The sequence below is a fragment of the Salegentibacter sp. UBA1130 genome, assembly GCF_002311535.1.
Classification (GTDB): Bacteria; Bacteroidota; Bacteroidia; order Flavobacteriales; family Flavobacteriaceae; genus Salegentibacter; species Salegentibacter agarivorans.
Map to the genome: position 1 here is coordinate 106450 of NZ_DCAP01000031.1, position 17021 is coordinate 123470.

Below are 17021 nucleotides of genomic sequence, written 5' to 3' on the forward strand. Positions count from 1 at the left end.
TATTTAAATGTTAGTAATGCAGCTATGATAGATGAGGCTTCAATAAATAGGTTGTATAAGTTACTGAAAAATAGTGATATAAGAGGATGTAGTATAGGGTTTAAATTAAAAAACGCCCAAAAAGGGCGTTTTAAGTTAAAAACAAAAGATCGTTTTCCTACAAGCCGAAGCTAAGCGATAAAATCACTTGGGAGAGGTCTCTGTCTATATTTGCCGTATTGGTTAAACCAGTTTCATAAAGTCTTGCATTTTCCTCGTAATTTGCGTTGGTGTAGGCAAGGTCTAATTTCATACTTCCAAAATCGTAGCCAATACCACCCGAATAGCCGGTTAAATCGCCTACAGTAGATTCGTTAGCGTAGGGACTTTGCTCAAAACGATAACCGCCTCTTAAGCTCCAGTTATTGATTCTATATTCTCCACCCAATCTAAAAGTAGAAGCCGCCTGAAGTTCTTCTGAAATAAGACCATTTTGAAAATCGAATTCGGGATCATCTGTAGGTCTAAATTCAGTTGCTGAATAATCTTTGTAGGAATAATCAAAACTAATTAATCCTTTGGTACCGAATAGTACAGCAAGGCTACCGGTAATTTTACCGGGAGTTTTAAGATTGTAATCAGGGTAGAGGTTTAAAACGTTGGGGTCTACAACCACCCGCTCATTCGCTTCGTTATTTGTTTCGAGATACTGGGTAGCCTCTTCCACGATACTAAACCAGGTGGGAGAGTGGTATGATGCGCCAACTCTAAATCTATCACTTACTTTGGCAATCGCACCTAACTGAAAAGAAAATCCGTCTCCGGTTGTGCTTAAGTTGTTATTAAAAATTACCTGATTGGTAGCACTACCTGAATTACTGTTGTTTTCTCTAAACCTTGTACTACGGTCGTAGTTTAAAAAATGGGTATTTAGGTTAGCACCCAGGTATAAGAAATCTTTAAACTGTGTCCCAAAATTAAAAGAAAATTTTCCGTTTAAACCGGTAGCCACAGAACGATATTCCTGGTTAAAATTCCCGGGGCTTATAAAGGAATTATACTCGGTGTTATCTGGTGAATCCTCTGCCTGATCTATAACATAGCCCTGGTATCCTAAAAATGCCTGTTGCGCTCCAAAACCTTCGTTTTCTCCTAAATAAGAATAAAGATCAGAGATGCTTTCATCTTCACGGGTTTGGAGTAAATCTAATGGTATGCCGTTAGCATAATTTAGAAAATACTGGTCTATAGAAGTCTGGCTTGTTCCAGTAGCCAAAAAAGCATCGTCAAAATTATTGGTCTGACTATAATTTAAACCTAAACTAAATTTTCTCCAGGGACTATCACTTCTTGTATCAAAAACAAGTACACCACCGGCCTGATTAAAGTTAAAATCTGAATTTTCATTTGTAGTACCGGTTCCAAAATAATCTACATTTTTATTGGTAGAACGGTGAGACAAAGTCATAGTTCCAAAAGAATTAAGGAAAACGGCAGAACTGGCCGGGTTTACTGTAATGGCAGATAAGTCTCCCCCAAGTGCTCCAAAAGCACCACCAAGTGCCTGGAACCTGGCGGTTCCGTTCAGTTCTTCAGAACTGTATCTATAAGCATCGGTAATGTTTTGAGCCTGGGCGCTTCCTGCTAAAAGAATGCTCAATATTATAAATATCTTTTTCATAAACTATTTTTAAATCCTTTTACGGTTTACCGGGTTTTAGACCGGAGTATATTTATTGATTTCAGAAAAAACCTTACAGCGGGAAACTGTAAGGTTGATTCAATTTTTTTTAAAATACTTTCACGCCAGAAGTTGATTATCCTCTACCGCCACCTCTGGATGAAGAAGAACGACTACTTCCGCCTGAACTTCTTGTACCAGAACTTCTGGAACTACTAGAGCTACTGCGAACAGTACCGCTACTTCTTGAAGAACTATTAGAAGATCTATTATAAGTAGAGTTAGATCTTGAACTTCTATTAGACCTGTTTATAGCCGAATTTGTTCTTGAAGAAGAAGTGTTGATTCTAGATGGTTCGCTCCTTCTGCTAGATCGGGAATAAACGTTAGAATTATCTGAATTACTTCTGGTATAACTTCTACTTCTTGAAGCATTATCATTGCTTCTAATATTTCGAATGCTTCTGGAATAAGAAGATTCGTTAGTTCTAATACGGGAAACATTATCCCTTGAATTTGTACCATAATCTGAATAGCTGGCTCTTCTTCCGCTATTATAAGCTACGTCTCTGTAATTGTTACGATAGCCATAATATGGGTTGTTTAAATATCCTCTTCCTATATATGGGTTATAAAAGCCTCCAAAGCCTCCATATCCAAATCCGAAGCCAAAGTGGTTACCCCAGCCCCATCGTGAGCCGTATGCAAAACCGCCACCCCATGGGCCAAATCCTCCGCCCCAGGGACTAAAACCGGCACCCCAATAACCTGGACCATAAAATGGATCCCAGAAAAACGGATCATTCCAGTAACCTCCAAAACCGTAACCATATCCAAAACGATTCCATCTCCATGGATTGTAAAATCCACCGTGGAAACCGGTATTGTAAATGTTTATAGTATATTGATCTGGATCTTCACCCCAGGGAGCTCTTCCGCCAACATAAGCTTGTTGGTCTTCATAATAAACTTCATCCTCTCCGCCTTCTGCAGAGGAGTAAGATTCTACATCGGTAAAGATTATGTTATCGGCCATCTGGCCATAAAATTCTGATTTTTCTGAAAAAAGGTTCTTATAGTATGAATTTCCCTGATCCTGTTTATTATTATTATTATTAGCATATTGGGATGGCTCTTCAGAAGTTGATTGCTGTTGGTTAGAATCACCATAGATCCCATCCTCATAACCAGAATACTGGTAAGAACCGCAAGATGCTAACAATAGCAAGAACATAGGAGCAACAAATAGAATTGCTTTTTTGTGTAAGTCGTAATTGCGTATCATTAGCTTAGTATTTTATTGTTGAACATTACAAAAATAGTTAGTTTTGCGCTAACTAAACCTGCATTTAGATTGTGTTTAACAAAATACAAGATTTATGCCAAATCCAGAGAATGAGTAAAAAGTTAACCAAAAGAAGCGAAGATTATTCAAAATGGTACAACGAATTGGTAGTAAAAGCTGATTTAGCTGAAAATTCCGCAGTACGAGGTTGTATGGTAATTAAACCCTACGGATTTGCCATTTGGGAGAAAATGCAGGCCCAGCTTGATAAAATGTTCAAGGAAACCGGACATCAAAATGCTTATTTTCCGCTTTTTGTTCCCAAGCATCTCTTTGAAGCTGAAGAAAAAAATGCCGAAGGTTTTGCGAAAGAATGTGCCGTGGTTACTCATTACAGGCTTAAGACAGATCCTAATGATAAATCTAAATTAATAGTAGATCCTGAAGCTAAACTGGAAGAGGAACTTGTAGTTAGACCAACTTCTGAAGCTATTATCTGGAATACTTACAAAAACTGGATTCAGTCTTATAGAGATCTTCCTATTAAAATCAATCAATGGGCTAATGTGGTGCGTTGGGAGATGCGAACCCGATTATTCCTGAGAACTTCAGAATTTCTCTGGCAGGAAGGGCATACCGCCCACGCCACCAAACAGGAAGCCCTGGAGGAAACTGAATTAATGAATAATATTTATGCCGAATTTGCCGAGAAATTTATGGCAATGCCGGTTATAAAAGGAAGTAAAACCGAAAGTGAACGCTTTGCCGGTGCTGTAGAAACTTATTGCATTGAAGCAATGATGCAGGACGGGAAAGCTCTGCAAGCAGGAACCTCTCACTTTTTAGGTCAGAACTTTGCAAAAGCTTTTGATGTAAAATTCACTTCTAAAGAAGGAAAATTAGAAAATGTTTGGGCAACCTCCTGGGGTGTTTCTACACGTTTAATGGGAGCGCTTATTATGACGCATAGTGATGATAACGGTTTGGTACTTCCTCCAAATTTAGCGCCTACTCAGGTAGTAATTGTTCCTATATATAAAGGAGAAGGACAATTAGAAGAAATTTCTAAGGTAGCCAACAAACTGGCTGATGATCTTAAAGAAGCCGGTATTTCGGTGAAATACGATGATAGAGATACGCAAAAACCAGGTTGGAAGTTTGCTCAATACGAATTACAAGGAGTGCCGGTAAGATTGGCTATTGGGCCAAAGGATCTTGAGAAAGGAAGTGTTGAACTTGCAAGAAGAGATACCCTCGCTAAAGAGTTTGTAAACCAAACAGAAGTAGTGGAGAAGGTGAAGCACCTTATGGTTGAAATGCAGGATACTTTATTTGATAAAGCTTTCAATTTTAGAAACGAACATATCACCGAGGTAGATTCTTTTGATGAATTTAAAAAAGTTTTAAAAGAAAAAGGAGGATTTATTTCTGCCCATTGGGATGGAACTGCAGAGACAGAAAACAAGATAAAAGGGCTTACCAAAGCCACAATTCGCTGTATACCATTTAATTCCGAAAAAGAGTCGGGAAGCTGTGTGCTTACAGGGAAACCGTCTGAGCAAAGAGTGCTTTTTGCGAAGGCATATTAATTTTTAAAATTTTTTTGTGGAACTCTTGCGGCATTCAAAAATAGTTGTATTTTTGCATCCGCATTGAAACAAAAAAATGGTCCGTTCGTCTAGGGGTTAGGACGCCAGGTTTTCATCCTGGTAACAGGGGTTCGATTCCCCTACGGACTACAACAGAACACAAGTTTTAGTTTTGTGTTTTTAAAGTCCTGAAAAGGCAATTTGAAATAAATTAATGGTCCGTTCGTCTAGGGGTTAGGACGCCAGGTTTTCATCCTGGTAACAGGGGTTCGATTCCCCTACGGACTACTTTAAAAAATAATTAAAGCAATTTTGTAATGGCAAATCACAAGTCAGCATTGAAGAGGATTCGTAGCAATGAGACCAAACGTCTTAGAAACCGCTACCAGCATAAAACTACCAGAAACGCAATTAAAAAGTTGAAGGAGTCTGAGAAGAAAGAAGCTGAAGCTCTTTTGCCTTCTGTTATCTCTATGGTAGATAAATTAGCAAAGAAAAATATTATACATGATAATAAAGCTGCAAACTTAAAATCGCAACTTGCTAAGCACGTAGCTGCGCTTTAATAATATTACAGTGTTCAATTATAAAAAAATGCTTTCTGCGTTTGCGGAAAGCATTTTTTTATTTTTAATAATTTTTGGGTTTAAAAAACCGAAAGACCGGTTAGCGAAGTAAGGCGTTCTAAAGCCTTCATTCCTAATTCTGAATTTCCTTTTTCATTTAAAATAGGACTCCAAACCGCTACTGAATACTGGTCTGGATGAATGGCTACAATACCTCCGCCAACACCACTTTTCCCCGGTAATCCTACTTCAAAACTAAATTCCCCGGCTTCATCATAGAAACCACAGGTTTGCATTAAAGAATTTATCCTTTTTACAGAGGTAGGCGTTAAAATTTCTTCATCTGTACTTAATATTTTACCCTTATTAGCGAAAATCATAAAGGCCTGGGCTAATTGTTTGCAGGACATTGCCAGAGAACAGAGGTGAAAGTAAAAATCTACAATAGGTTCAACTTCACATTTAATATTCCCCAATGCTTTCATATAATTTACCAGTGCTACATTTCTATATCCTGTAGAACGTTCTGAAGCTGCAATTTTGAGATCAAAATTAATGCTATTATCTTCGGTAATTTTCCTTACAAAATCTAATAATTCCTGTTTTGGATCTTCTAATTGATCTACTAAAATATCTGAAATTACCAAAGCGCCGGCGTTTATAAAAGGATTTCGGGGCACACCGCTTTCGTATTCTAACTGGCTTAACGAATTAAATGGATCTCCCGAGGGTTCTACATCTACCCGGTCCCAAAGATCTTCACCCATAATACGCATAGCCATAGAAAGGCTAAAAACTTTAGAGATACTTTGAATAGAAAAAAGCTCTTCGCTATCTCCAAAACTAAAATGTTGCCGGTCTCCACAATAAACGTGCATACCAAATTTACGCGGATCTACTTTGGCGAGTTCAGGAATATAAGAGGCAACTTTGCCGGTTACATCCCGGTAACTCAGTTCGTCATTTATAGTATTTAGTATACTTTGGTAGTCCATATTAATTTAATTCGCTTAAGTCTGAATTGGTTTCTATCTCGAAAGGTAATTTTTCTGATTTAAAAATGCGAGCGCTCAAGCTACCTTTTAACTCAATTTTATTATCTGAAACCAATATCCAGCTACCTTCCCTAAGTCCAATTACGGGTTGCGTATTTATAGTGTGGAATTCTTTTATTCGTGTCTCCCGGGTTTCTCCTTTATGCGTAGAATTTGAATCGGGATCTAAATAATGCGGATTAATATTAAAAGGAACTACTGCCAAAGTTTTAAAACTCGGCGGATAGACTATGGGCATATCGTTGGTGGTTTGCATTGTTAAGCCCGCGATATTCGTCCCTGCACTGGTGCCCATATAAGCTGCGCCATTTTGAATACTTTCTTTAAGCGGTTGCATTAATTTATTTCGGTAGAGCTCAGAAACCAGTAAAAAAGTATTACCCCCACCGGTAAAAATTCCTTTAGCTTGAGTTATAGCTTCAGTCATATCTTCAAATTCGTGAATTCCACGTAAGTTAATTCCGGCTTCGTTAAAAGCTTCGGAAGCTTTTTTAGTGTATTCAGTGTGCGAAATTCCGCCGGGGCGGGCAAAAGGAATAAAGATCACTTCATCTATATTTTTAAAAAATACCTTTAATTCCGGAATTAAATATTCCAGGTAGTCCTGCCCATGTAAAGTTGAGGTGCTGGCCAATAATGCTTTGCTCATAAATGTTTTTATTTTTCTAATGCTAGTATAATATATATTGACTTAAAATTAGTCTAAATAGGGGTTTTAACAAAAGTTTACAAGCTGCTTTACTATAAATAAGGACTAAGAATTGTTACTTTATTAATAGGAAAACCACAACTATGTTAAAGAATACATTTTTTATTATTTTTATTTTATTCAGCAGTATTTTAATTGCCCAGGAGAAGGAACGCACTCTGGTAAACGGTAAAATTATTGTTCCTGAAGAAGATACTCCAGAGGGAATGACCATTTTTAACCGAAACACCGCACGCGGTACCATATCTAATCCCGACGGGGAATTTAAGTTAAGTGTTGCGCTTAATGATACGGTAGTATTTTCTTCCATTCAATTTGAAGAATTTAGAGTAGTTGTAGAAGAAGGCGTTATAAATTCTGGTGAAATGAATGTTTTTCTAACAGAATCTGTTACCGAACTGCCAGAGGTGCTGTTATCTGATAATAAACTTTCTGGAGATATTAGGGTAGATGTTAGTCGAATTGCTGTTAGTGACCCAGATGTTCCTCGGTATTCTGCAGCCGAATTGGAAGCCTTGAATGTTAGAAGACAACCCGATTCTTTAATGGGGCCCGGAAGAAATGCAGCTCTGGCTGCCGGAAATACCAGGCTGGTAAACGGACTCAACTTTGTGAACATCTTTAAATTCCTTGTAGGGGCTGAGGTTGAAAACAATCCTTTTACGAAACAGGAACTCGACGAAAAATTACGGGATCTTTATGACGATGAGTTTTTTAGAACCAACCTGGATATTGAAAAAGATAAAATAAATGATTTTATTTACTACGTTACAGATCACGGTTTAGATAATGACTTATTGGAAGACGGAAACGAATTAAACCTAATTGAATTTCTAATAGAAAAAAGTAAAGAATATAAAGCATTTCACGCTCGGGAATAATACTTAAAAACCTTCATCAATCATCATTATTCATCATCAACATCAATCAATGAAATATTTTTTATCTATTTTATCGTGTTTTTTTGTACTTGCAGTAAGTGCCCAGGAAAAAATACAGCTCACCGGTAAAATTAAAGCCGATAGTATTGAAGCTCCTATTCACATCATTAACATAACACAAGAAAAGGGCAGTGTAAGCGATAAAGCGGGAAATTTTAAGATAGAAGTTTCAGAAAACGATTTGCTGTTAATTTCTTCGGTGCAATTTCAGCGAAAAGAAATAAAGATTACTTCTAAAATTCTTAATGAAGAAACACTAAATATAAAATTACTTCCTGCCCTAACCGAACTCGAACAGGTAAGGGTTCATAATCTTAGTGGAAACCTGGAAGAAGATATTGCCAATATTAAGGTAATAAATATGCCGGTTATTAATGTGCCGCCTTCCCCTACTAGCGTGATTCCACGAGGTACGCCTAACGCAGCATTTAATGCCAGCCAAACCCATGCACCGGCGGGAGCGAATATTTTAGGGTTGCTGGGATTAATAATAGGAAAACCAAATTTTGGCATAATAGGAGCCAAATCTAAATCACCTGCTAAAAGGGAAAAAGAGATTGTAAATAATCTGCGTAACAGGTTTGACGATTATTTCTTTAATAATCATTTAAAAATTGATACCCCTCATATAATGAACTTTCTAACCTATATTTTTGAAAATGGTTTTCAGGAAAAATTTTTAAAAAAAGAACACGCTTTAGAACTTGTGGTGTTTCTGGAAAATAAAAGTGAATCTTACCGCAAACTTATAGCTGAATAGATGAAAAGCAGTTTCTTTCTTGTATTTCTACTTATTTTTTCAGCTCATTTATTTTCCCAGGATCGTGTACTACTAAAAGGGGAAATTCTTGCTGATTCTATTGAAGCACCAATTCATATTATAAATATTACTGCTGAAAAAGGCACGGTAACCGAAGCAAACGGTGAATTTTCTATAGAAGTAAGAGAAAATGATTTGCTATTATTTTCATCAGTACAATTTCAGAAAAAAGAAATTTTAATTACTGCTGAAATTTTATCTTCCAAAGTTTTAAAAGTTGAATTGCAAAAAGACCTTACAGAATTAGACGAAGTTAGGTTGCACCAATTAAGCGGAAACCTGGCAAGTGATATTGAAGAAATTAAAACCTTTGATCCACGAATCATTGGTTTTGCCCTTTCTGATAGAGAACCACTAAGTATTGAAGAGCGCAAATTGGTTGCAATGAGCAGTCCTATGGATCCTGTTGGTCTCATTTTTGGAGCGCTTTCTGGAGAAAGGGAAAAACTTAAAAAAGCTATAGAAAATAACAGAGTAAGTGCACTGGTTTATAAGGCCAGGGAATTTGTGCCTGATGAGTACTTTACTGAAACCTTGCTTTTACCCTTGAATAAAATTATGGATTTTCTCTACTATTGTAGCTTAAAACCAAATTTTGAAGAATTAGTCAAAAAAAATGATCCCCTGGTTCTAATGGAATTTCTTAAAGAAAAGCTTCCAGAATATAATGAGTTTATCAAGGATTAAAAGCATTAATTTTTTCTTTATACTGTTGCTACCTTTTGCTGGGTTTTCCCAGCAAGAAACTATTTTTTCAGGCCAAATAATTACCGAAGAACCACTTTTATCTCCGGTTCACATAATTAACATTACCCGGCAAAAAGGTGGAGTTAGTGAACTTTCAGGTCATTTTTCTGTAGCGGTAAACAAAGGTGATTCTTTAGTTTTTTCTTCGGTTCAATACAAAAAGAAAACGATTGTAATAGATCGTGAAAAACTTCAGCAGAACAATTTTACAATTAAACTGGAGGAAGATCTTACTGAATTAGATGAAGTAAAACTTCATAAGCTCTCAGGAAGTCTGGCGAAAGATATTTCAGAAATTGAAACTTTTAATAAATTCGATTTAAATGCACCAATGCGCAGAAAACCGCCTCCATCTCAGGTAGAAAGGCAATTATATACCGCTACAACAGGTCCCGGTGGCACCAGGCTTAGTATTTTGGGGGTATTAACCGGAACGATACCTTTAGACCCGGTTATAAACGGGATTAGTGGTAGAACGGCGTGGTTAAAGAAGAGAAAAACAAATGACGAATTTAAATTTACTATTGAAAAAGCCATTTATTTAATTCCTGAAAATACGCTAATTGAAGACTTCGGAATAGCGAAAAGTGCGGTGATGAATTTTGTGTATTATTGTGCAGAAAATTATGATTTGGAAATTCTTCTTGGAAATCCTTTAGAATTATATGAATTTTTTCAATCCAAATCAGTTGAATTTAAAGCTTTAGGTGCTTTGGATTAATATTTGTTATAGAAGAGAAAAAGATTAATGAGAAAAATAAGCCTAATCCTGGCCAGCTTTTTTTTGCTTTCAGCATTTAAATCTGGCGCTCACGAGTTTTACCTAAGTGTTACAGAGATTGAATACAATAACGAGGAGCAAAGTTTACAAATTATTACCAGGGTTTTTATAGACGATTTTCAGAATGTTTTAAACGAACGTTTTGATGCCGATATTCAGCTTTCTCAAGAAGCAGAAGAAGGCGCCGTAACTGAACATATCTCTAAATATCTTAATCAGAAATTAAGGTTGAAAATAGATGGCGAAGAGCTTCAGCTTAATTATTTGGGAAAAGAATACGATGCCGATCAACTGGTGCTTTATATTGAAGTGGAAAACGTAGCTGCTTTTGATGAAATTGAAGTCACCAACGAGATTTTAACCGATTTGTTTGATGACCAGAAAAATGTGGTGCACGTAAAAGTAAATAACAAAACCAAAAGTTTATTACTTATGCGGCAGCAAGAGACAGAAAAACTCACATTTCCTTAAGGAAAACCTGATTAAAATATTTATTTTTAGCAATCTTTAAATTAAAACATAATTGATGAACAAATTAAGACTCTTAAGTTTCGCTTTAGTGATGCTTTTTGTAAGCGGTCTTCAGGCCCAGGAATCGGAAGCCGAAGAGCAGCAACCAAAACAGGAAGGTCACGAGAATAACAATAAGTTTAAACAACTTTACGAGACTTTCGCAACTCCCAATCAATACCGAACCGGTGCCGGAGCTCCCGGAGAAGCTTATTATCAAAACCAGGCCGACTATAAAATGGATATCGTTTTGGACGATAAAAATACCCGTTTAGATGGTGAGGCCGAGGTTACTTATTATAATAATTCTCCCGATAAACTAGAGTATTTGTGGGTGCAATTAGACCAAAACGTACGTAAGAAAGATGCACCGGCTTTAGAGCGAAATCCTAGTGGAATGAGTCCCGTGGCTACTCCACAACGTTTTGTAAGTCAGCATATGGAAGAGTCGTTTGACGGCGGTTTCAATATTGTAGGTTTAACTCACGATGGCGATAAATTAAATTACACCATAAATCAAACGATGTTAAGAATAGATTTGGAAGAGGCTTTAGAGCCCGGTGAATCTTTTGAGTTTGAAATGAAATGGTGGTACAACATCAATAACCATATTACCGATAGGGCTAGAAGTGGTTATGAGCATTTTCCTAAAGATGGTAACAATGCTTATGTAATTGCACAATTCTTCCCAAGAATGGCGGTTTATAACGATGTTGAAGGCTGGCAGAATATGCAATTTTGGGGCAGTGGTGAGTTTGCCCTTCCTTTTGGTGATTACGAAGTGAATATTACCGTTCCTGCAGATCATATTATGGAGGCTACAGGAGAACTTCAAAACCGCAAGGATGTTTATACCAAAGAAATGATGAGCCGTTATGAAAAGGCAAAGAAATCTTACGATAAGCCTGTAATAGTTAGAACTCAAGCTGAAGCCGAAGAAGCCGAAAAGTCTTTTTCTAATAAAACCAAAACCTGGAAATATAAGGCCGAAATGGTTAGAGATTTTGGATTCTCTACTTCAAGAAAATTTATTCTTGATATGATGGCTACAGATGTTGGTGGTAAAGATGTAATGGCAGTTTCTTTATATCCTAAAGAAGGAAATCCTCTTTGGGAAGAATGGTCTACAAAGGCAGTAGCCAGCACTTTAAAATCTTATTCTAAGCAAACTTTTCAATATCCATATCATAAAGCGGTTTCGGTTCACGCTAGAAACCAGGGAATGGAATATCCAATGATTTGCTGGAATTATGGTCGTCCCGATGAGGATGGAACGTATTCCGATAGAGTTAAATTTGGGATGATAAGTGTAATTATTCACGAAATTGGACATAACTTCTTCCCAATGATTGTAAACAGTGATGAACGCCAGTGGGGTTGGATGGACGAAGGTTTAAACACCTTTAGCCAGTATCTTGCCGAGCAGGAATTTGGAGAAAAATATCCCGAAGCTATTACTCCTTTAGAGCAATATCCATCTCGAAGAGGAATTCCGGCGAAAATTGTTCCTTATATGAAAGGGAATCAAAAGTATATCGCACCAATTATGTCTAATCCAGAGAATGTTTACCAGTTAGGAAATAACGCTTACGGTAAGCCGGCAACCGCGCTAAATATTTTGCGAGAAACTGTAATGGGACACGAGCTTTTTGACCACGCCTACAAAACATTTGCTCATCGTTGGATGTTTAAACACCCCACCCCTGAAGATTTCTTTAGAACAATGGAAGATGCTTCAGCCGTAGATTTAGACTGGTTTTGGAGAGGATGGTTTTATACTACCCATAATGTAGATATGGGAATTAAAGAAGTGAAGAAGCTTTATGTTACAGATAATGCTACGAAAGAAGGAAAAGAATTCCTGAAACGTTACGGCGCAGATCCTGAAGAAATTGATGCAATTTATGTAGTAGAAGAAGATAGTGAAGAGTTTGATGAAAACTTAAAGGGAAAATCTGCTTTAGAGAATTCATCTACTTTAAAAGAGTATGTGATGGATAATTTTTCTGAAGAAGAACGAAGGAAATTAAAAGATCCTAAATATTTCTACCAGGTAATTTTTGAAAAACCGGGTGGAATCCCAATGCCTTTAATAGTAGAATTCACTTACGCCGATGGTTCTACCGAAATGAAAAGATATCCCGTACAGCTTTGGAGAATGAACGATGAGGTAGCTACAAAAGCTATTGCTACCAATAAGGAAATCGTAAAAATGGTGGTAGATCCAAATTTAGAAACCGCCGATGTTGATGTAAACAACAATACCTGGCCTAAAGAAGAAACTACCAGTAAATTTGAAGAATTCAAGGAGAGCCTTGGAAACTAAAATCTAAAATAAATTTAGCCGACTTTAACGAGTCGGCTTTTTTTATACTTAAATTTGTGGCTATATTTGTTTTGCTATGAACATCATACCTCTTTTTATTAGTGGTGCCGAAATTGCCTTTATCCTGTTTATTCTGGTAATGGTTTTTGGTGCCGATAAGATTCCCGACATTGCCCGTGGTATGGGTAAAGGGATGAAAATGCTTCGTAATGCCTCTAACGACATTAAAACAGAAATTCAGAAAAGTGCCGAAAAGCAAGGCATTGATACCGATATTTCTAAAGATGTGAGAGGAGAGATAGATAAAGTGAAAGAAGATATTGACGAGATTACCGGTTCAGTAAAACGTAGATTTTAATTACTATTTATGTTAGAACAGCTAAAACAATGGGACCGTGAGCTGTTTGTTTATCTCAACGGACTGGGAATTGAAACTTACGATAATTTTTGGATCACCGTAACTACTATCCAAAACTGGATCCCGCTTTATATCACTTTTTTTATTCTTTATTTTGTGGCTTTTCACTGGAAAAAGGCACTTTTTACCACTTTTTTTATTCTTGCAACGGCGCTTTCAACTTATGGTTTTACCAACGTTGTTAAAAACTTTTTTTTACGTCTTAGGCCTAACAATCAACCCGAAATTGCTGATGTTATTAGAATCCTGCAAACTCCAGATAACTATAGTTTTTTCTCCGGGCATTCTGCGGTTTCTGCCGCTGCGGCCCTATTTTTCATCCTTTCACTAAAAGATAAATACCCCTGGATTTGGGTAGTACTTATCTGGCCGTTATTATTTATGTTGAGTCGAATTTATGTAGGCGTTCACTATCCCGGTGATGTATTAGTAGGTGCGGCTGTAGGAATTATTTTCGCAATTATTTTCTTTATGCTCTACCAACGTTCAGGAAAACGCTTTATTTAACGCGCGTTAAAGTTAATCCGTCGCGAATAGGCAAAATCACCGTTTCTACGCGTTCATCTTCCGCCAGCATTTTATTATATTTTAAAAGGGCTTGTGTAGATTCATCTTCAGCTTTAACCGGTTCTACAACTTTACCGCTCCATAGAACATTGTCAGATAATATTACTCCGCCGGGATTCATTTTCTCAATAATTAAATCGAAATATGCGGGATAGTTAGGCTTATCGGCATCAATAAAAACTAAATCAAATTTCTCCTCAATTTGCGGAATTATTTCCTGAGCATCTCCAATATATTGCTTAATCTGATTTTTGTATTCTGAAGCCTGGAAATATTTCTGCTGAAAATCGTATAATTCTTCATTGATATCTATGGTATGCAAAATTCCCTCTTTGGGTAAACCTTCAGCCAGGCATAAAGCGGAATAACCCGTGTAAGTACCAATTTCCAGGATAGTTTTTGGAGCTATTATTTTTGAAATAAGGCTTAAAATTCTTCCCTGATAATTTCCGCTTAACATTCGTGGTTGCAAAACTTTTTGATTGGTTTCGCGATTAAGCTTTGCCAAAAACTCAGGTTCTTTAGCCGAATGTTCTAAAATATACTGGTCTATGGCTTCAGGAAGAAAATGCATAAGATTCAATTTTTACCAAATTTAGAGAATTTAATGTTTTTAAAATAATAGCTTTCTACACAAATACCAATTGGTTTTCACTTCGGGTGATTTCTGCCAATAAATTGTATTTTTACTTCAAACTAAAACCACACATGCAATTTCAAAATACACTTGAATATGCCCGGGAACTGGATTCCCAGGATAAAATAGCATCATATCGTGACCAATTTATTTTCCCACAGCACGAAGGGAAAAATGTGATTTATTTCACCGGAAATTCACTTGGTCTTCAACCAAAATCAGCAAAAAAATATGTAGACGAAATAATGACCGATTGGGCAAATCTTGCCGTAGAAGGTCATTTCTATGCCGAAAAACCCTGGTGGGACTATCACGAAAGGTTTTCAGAAAAACTAGCTAAAGTTGTTGGTGCTAAACCAGCTGAGGTTACGGTAATGAATACCCTTACGGTAAACCTGCATTTACTAATGGTTTCCTTTTATAGACCTGAAGGAAAACGCTATAAAATTATATGTGAAGAAAAAGCTTTTCCCAGTGACCAGTATATGATCTCGAGCCAGGTGCGTTTTCACGAGTATGATCCCAAAGACGCTATTGTTGAAATTAGAAGGCGCGATGGTGAAAATAATTTTAGAACTGAAGATATTATAGCAAAGATCAATGAAGTAGGAGAGGAGTGCGCTTTGGTTTTAATTGGGGGTGTAAATTACTATACTGGACAGGTTTTAGAGATGGAAAAAATCACAAAAGCGGGACACGAAGTTGGCGCTTTTGTAGGTTGGGATCTTGCCCACGCCGCCGGAAATATTGAGCTTAAACTTAGTGAGTGGAAGGTTGATTTTGCTGCCTGGTGCAGTTATAAATATATGAATAGTGGTCCGGGAAATGCTTCCGGATGTTTTATAAATGAAAAATATCACAACCAAAAAGACATTCCGCGTTTTGAAGGCTGGTGGGGACATAACAAAGAACGTCGCTTTTTAATGGAACCAGAATTTCAACCCGAAAACGGTGCCGATGCCTGGCAAATTTCTAATGCCCCGGTTTTGGCACTTGCACCATATTTGGCTTCGTTAGAAATGTTTGATGAAGTGGGAATGCCGGCTTTAATAGAAAAACGAAATAAGATCGTTGCGTACCTTGAATTTGTTTTACACGAAATTGACAAGGAAGTGGAGAGTAGTTTTGAAATAATTACTCCTTCGAATAAGGAAGAGCGCGGTACCCAGCTTTCGGTATTTTTACACGGGGAAGGAAGGGAATTATTTAATTATTTAATGGAAAACGGCGTAATAACTGACTGGCGAGAACCGAATGTAATCAGGCTGGCTCCAGCACCATTTTATTGTTCTTTTGAAGATATGTACCAACTTGGGCAAATTTTGAAGAATGGAATTCTTAAAAAGACCAAAGAAGATAGAGTTTCGAAAAGAGATTAAAAATGTTTTAAATTGAAATAAATTAACCTGGATTTAAAATAATTCATTGCAAAATGAGAAAGCTAATACTTACTACTCTTATAGCGATTTTTTTTATTGCTGAAAATATCGCTCAACAGGTTGAAGTTGATTCAATTCTTGAGCAGAAATTAGAAGAATTAACAGCATCATTTAAAGGTGATGTTGGTGTTTATGTGAAACACTTAAAAACGGGAAAAGAAGCTGCCATAAACGCCGATAGTATTTTCCCTACCGCCAGTATAGTAAAAGTGCCTATCCTGGTAAAGATTTTTGATAAAATTGAGGGGGGAGAATTAAGCTATAGAGATTCACTGGTTTATTCAGAAGATAGAATTTATGGCGGTTCGGGTTTGATGCAGTTCTATAAAGATAGCACTACAACCGATCTTAGAACTTTGGTGGCCTTAATGATTAGTTACAGTGATAATGTAACTTCTTTATGGAACCAGGAACTTGCCGGTGGTGGAGAAGCTATTAATAAATTAATGACCGAACTTGGCCTAGAGCACACCCGGGTAAACTCAAGAACAGAAGGTCGTGATAAAGACTGGGAAAAATATGGCTGGGGACAAACTACTCCGCGAGAAATGGCTTCAATTCTAGAACAAATTAGAAAACGAGAATTGGTAAGTGCTGCAGCAAGTGACGAAATGTATAGGTTGCTCGGTAATTCTTTTTACCAGGATTATGCTTTATCACAAGTGCCGCCTTATATACAGGTGGCGGCAAAACAAGGAATGGTCAATAAATCCAGGTCTGAACTTTTTATGGTTAATGGGCCTTCTGGAGATTATGTGTGTTATATAGCCACAAAGAATAATGAAGATGAATCCTGGGATGACGATAACGAAGCCTGGCAATTACAAAGGGAGATTTCAAATTTATTATGGAACTATTTTGAACCCGATTCTAACTGGAAACCGGCAGAAGGAGCCGGAGAAATTTTGAGCGGTTTAAAATATTAAAACCTCTTTTTAGAAAAAATAAAAAGCCACGAATTCAGCGATTAA

General features: G+C 37.0%; 18 protein-coding genes and 2 tRNA genes. 15 read left to right on the forward strand and 5 right to left on the reverse strand.

Annotated elements, in window-relative coordinates:
* Positions 1 to 24: 24 nt before the first annotated feature.
* Entirely contained in the window at positions 25 to 174 is a 150-nt protein-coding gene (locus tag B4F31_RS18165) for an HK97 family phage prohead protease (protein ID WP_143083604.1), read from the forward strand.
* Here the strand turns inward: B4F31_RS18165 and B4F31_RS12190 are convergent.
* Complete coding sequence (locus B4F31_RS12190; RefSeq protein WP_286761397.1) at positions 158 to 1660, reverse strand: OmpP1/FadL family transporter; 1503 nt, start codon at positions 1658 to 1660, stop codon at positions 158 to 160. The genes B4F31_RS18165 and B4F31_RS12190 overlap by 17 nt on opposite strands.
* Before the next feature lie 136 nt (positions 1661 to 1796).
* On the reverse strand, positions 1797 to 2945 hold the full coding sequence (locus B4F31_RS12195; RefSeq protein WP_286761398.1) for a hypothetical protein: 1149 nt from the start codon (positions 2943 to 2945) through the stop codon (positions 1797 to 1799).
* A 110-nt stretch (positions 2946 to 3055) separates the two neighbouring features.
* Here B4F31_RS12195 and proS point away from each other — a divergent pair, with 110 nt between their 5' ends.
* From proS to rpsT, 4 genes are all read left to right on the forward strand, one after another.
* Positions 3056 to 4534 carry a proline--tRNA ligase gene (gene proS / locus B4F31_RS12200; protein ID WP_075326188.1) on the forward strand — a complete coding sequence of 493 codons (1479 nt, stop codon included), beginning with the start codon at positions 3056 to 3058 and terminating at the stop codon, positions 4532 to 4534.
* Positions 4535 to 4612: 78 nt separating this feature from the next.
* Positions 4613 to 4684 (forward strand) — tRNA-Glu (locus B4F31_RS12205).
* A gap of 66 nt (positions 4685 to 4750) precedes the next feature.
* Positions 4751 to 4822, forward strand: a tRNA-Glu gene (locus B4F31_RS12210).
* A gap of 29 nt (positions 4823 to 4851) precedes the next feature.
* Positions 4852 to 5100, forward strand: a complete 249-nt coding sequence (rpsT, locus tag B4F31_RS12215) for a 30S ribosomal protein S20 (RefSeq protein WP_075326189.1) — start codon at positions 4852 to 4854, stop codon at positions 5098 to 5100.
* Between the two features lie 80 nt (positions 5101 to 5180).
* On the opposite strand, the gene B4F31_RS12220 is transcribed toward rpsT, so the two are convergent.
* Both B4F31_RS12220 and pepE read right to left on the reverse strand, forming a co-directional pair.
* Positions 5181 to 6095: a glutaminase gene (locus B4F31_RS12220; protein ID WP_075326190.1), complete on the reverse strand. Its 915-nt coding sequence runs from the start codon at positions 6093 to 6095 to the stop codon at positions 5181 to 5183.
* A 1-nt stretch (position 6096) separates the two neighbouring features.
* Complete coding sequence (gene pepE / locus B4F31_RS12225) at positions 6097 to 6804, reverse strand: dipeptidase PepE (RefSeq protein ID WP_075326191.1); 708 nt, start codon at positions 6802 to 6804, stop codon at positions 6097 to 6099.
* Between the two features lie 143 nt (positions 6805 to 6947).
* Here pepE and B4F31_RS12230 point away from each other — a divergent pair, with 143 nt between their 5' ends.
* The 8 genes from B4F31_RS12230 to B4F31_RS12265 all read left to right on the forward strand — a co-directional run bounded on the left by B4F31_RS12230 (position 6948) and on the right by B4F31_RS12265 (position 13914).
* Positions 6948 to 7745 carry a hypothetical protein gene (locus B4F31_RS12230; protein ID WP_075326192.1) on the forward strand — a complete coding sequence of 266 codons (798 nt, stop codon included), beginning with the start codon at positions 6948 to 6950 and terminating at the stop codon, positions 7743 to 7745.
* A gap of 49 nt (positions 7746 to 7794) precedes the next feature.
* Positions 7795 to 8565, forward strand: coding sequence for a carboxypeptidase-like regulatory domain-containing protein (locus tag B4F31_RS12235; RefSeq protein WP_286761399.1), 771 nt, complete (start codon positions 7795 to 7797; stop codon positions 8563 to 8565).
* Positions 8566 to 9312 carry a carboxypeptidase-like regulatory domain-containing protein gene (locus B4F31_RS12240; protein WP_075326194.1) on the forward strand — a complete coding sequence of 249 codons (747 nt, stop codon included), beginning with the start codon at positions 8566 to 8568 and terminating at the stop codon, positions 9310 to 9312.
* Positions 9293 to 10093, forward strand: coding sequence for a carboxypeptidase-like regulatory domain-containing protein (locus B4F31_RS12245; protein WP_075326195.1), 801 nt, complete (start codon positions 9293 to 9295; stop codon positions 10091 to 10093). Before B4F31_RS12240 ends, B4F31_RS12245 begins: the two co-directional genes overlap by 20 nt.
* Before the next feature lie 27 nt (positions 10094 to 10120).
* The gene (locus B4F31_RS12250) at positions 10121 to 10624 is read left to right on the forward strand and encodes a DUF6702 family protein (protein ID WP_075326196.1); all 504 of its coding nucleotides are present in this window, start codon (positions 10121 to 10123) and stop codon (positions 10622 to 10624) included.
* 55 nt (positions 10625 to 10679) lie between these two features.
* Entirely contained in the window at positions 10680 to 12989 is a 2310-nt protein-coding gene (locus B4F31_RS12255) for a M1 family metallopeptidase (RefSeq protein WP_286761400.1), read from the forward strand.
* 76 nt (positions 12990 to 13065) lie between these two features.
* Complete coding sequence (locus B4F31_RS12260) at positions 13066 to 13347, forward strand: Sec-independent protein translocase subunit TatA/TatB (protein ID WP_075326198.1); 282 nt, start codon at positions 13066 to 13068, stop codon at positions 13345 to 13347.
* Positions 13348 to 13356: 9 nt separating this feature from the next.
* Entirely contained in the window at positions 13357 to 13914 is a 558-nt protein-coding gene (locus B4F31_RS12265) for a phosphatase PAP2 family protein (protein WP_075326199.1), read from the forward strand.
* Here the strand turns inward: B4F31_RS12265 and B4F31_RS12270 are convergent.
* Positions 13907 to 14548, reverse strand: coding sequence for an O-methyltransferase (locus tag B4F31_RS12270; protein ID WP_075326200.1), 642 nt, complete (start codon positions 14546 to 14548; stop codon positions 13907 to 13909). The two genes, B4F31_RS12265 and B4F31_RS12270, sit on opposite strands and share 8 nt — an antisense overlap.
* A 134-nt stretch (positions 14549 to 14682) precedes the next feature.
* Between B4F31_RS12270 and kynU the strand changes: the two genes are divergently transcribed.
* The gene (gene kynU, locus B4F31_RS12275; protein ID WP_286761401.1) at positions 14683 to 15990 is read left to right on the forward strand and encodes a kynureninase; all 1308 of its coding nucleotides are present in this window, start codon (positions 14683 to 14685) and stop codon (positions 15988 to 15990) included.
* A 53-nt stretch (positions 15991 to 16043) separates the two neighbouring features.
* Positions 16044 to 16976, forward strand: coding sequence for a serine hydrolase (locus B4F31_RS12280; protein ID WP_286761402.1), 933 nt, complete (start codon positions 16044 to 16046; stop codon positions 16974 to 16976).
* The last annotated feature ends 45 nt before the right edge of the window (positions 16977 to 17021 follow it).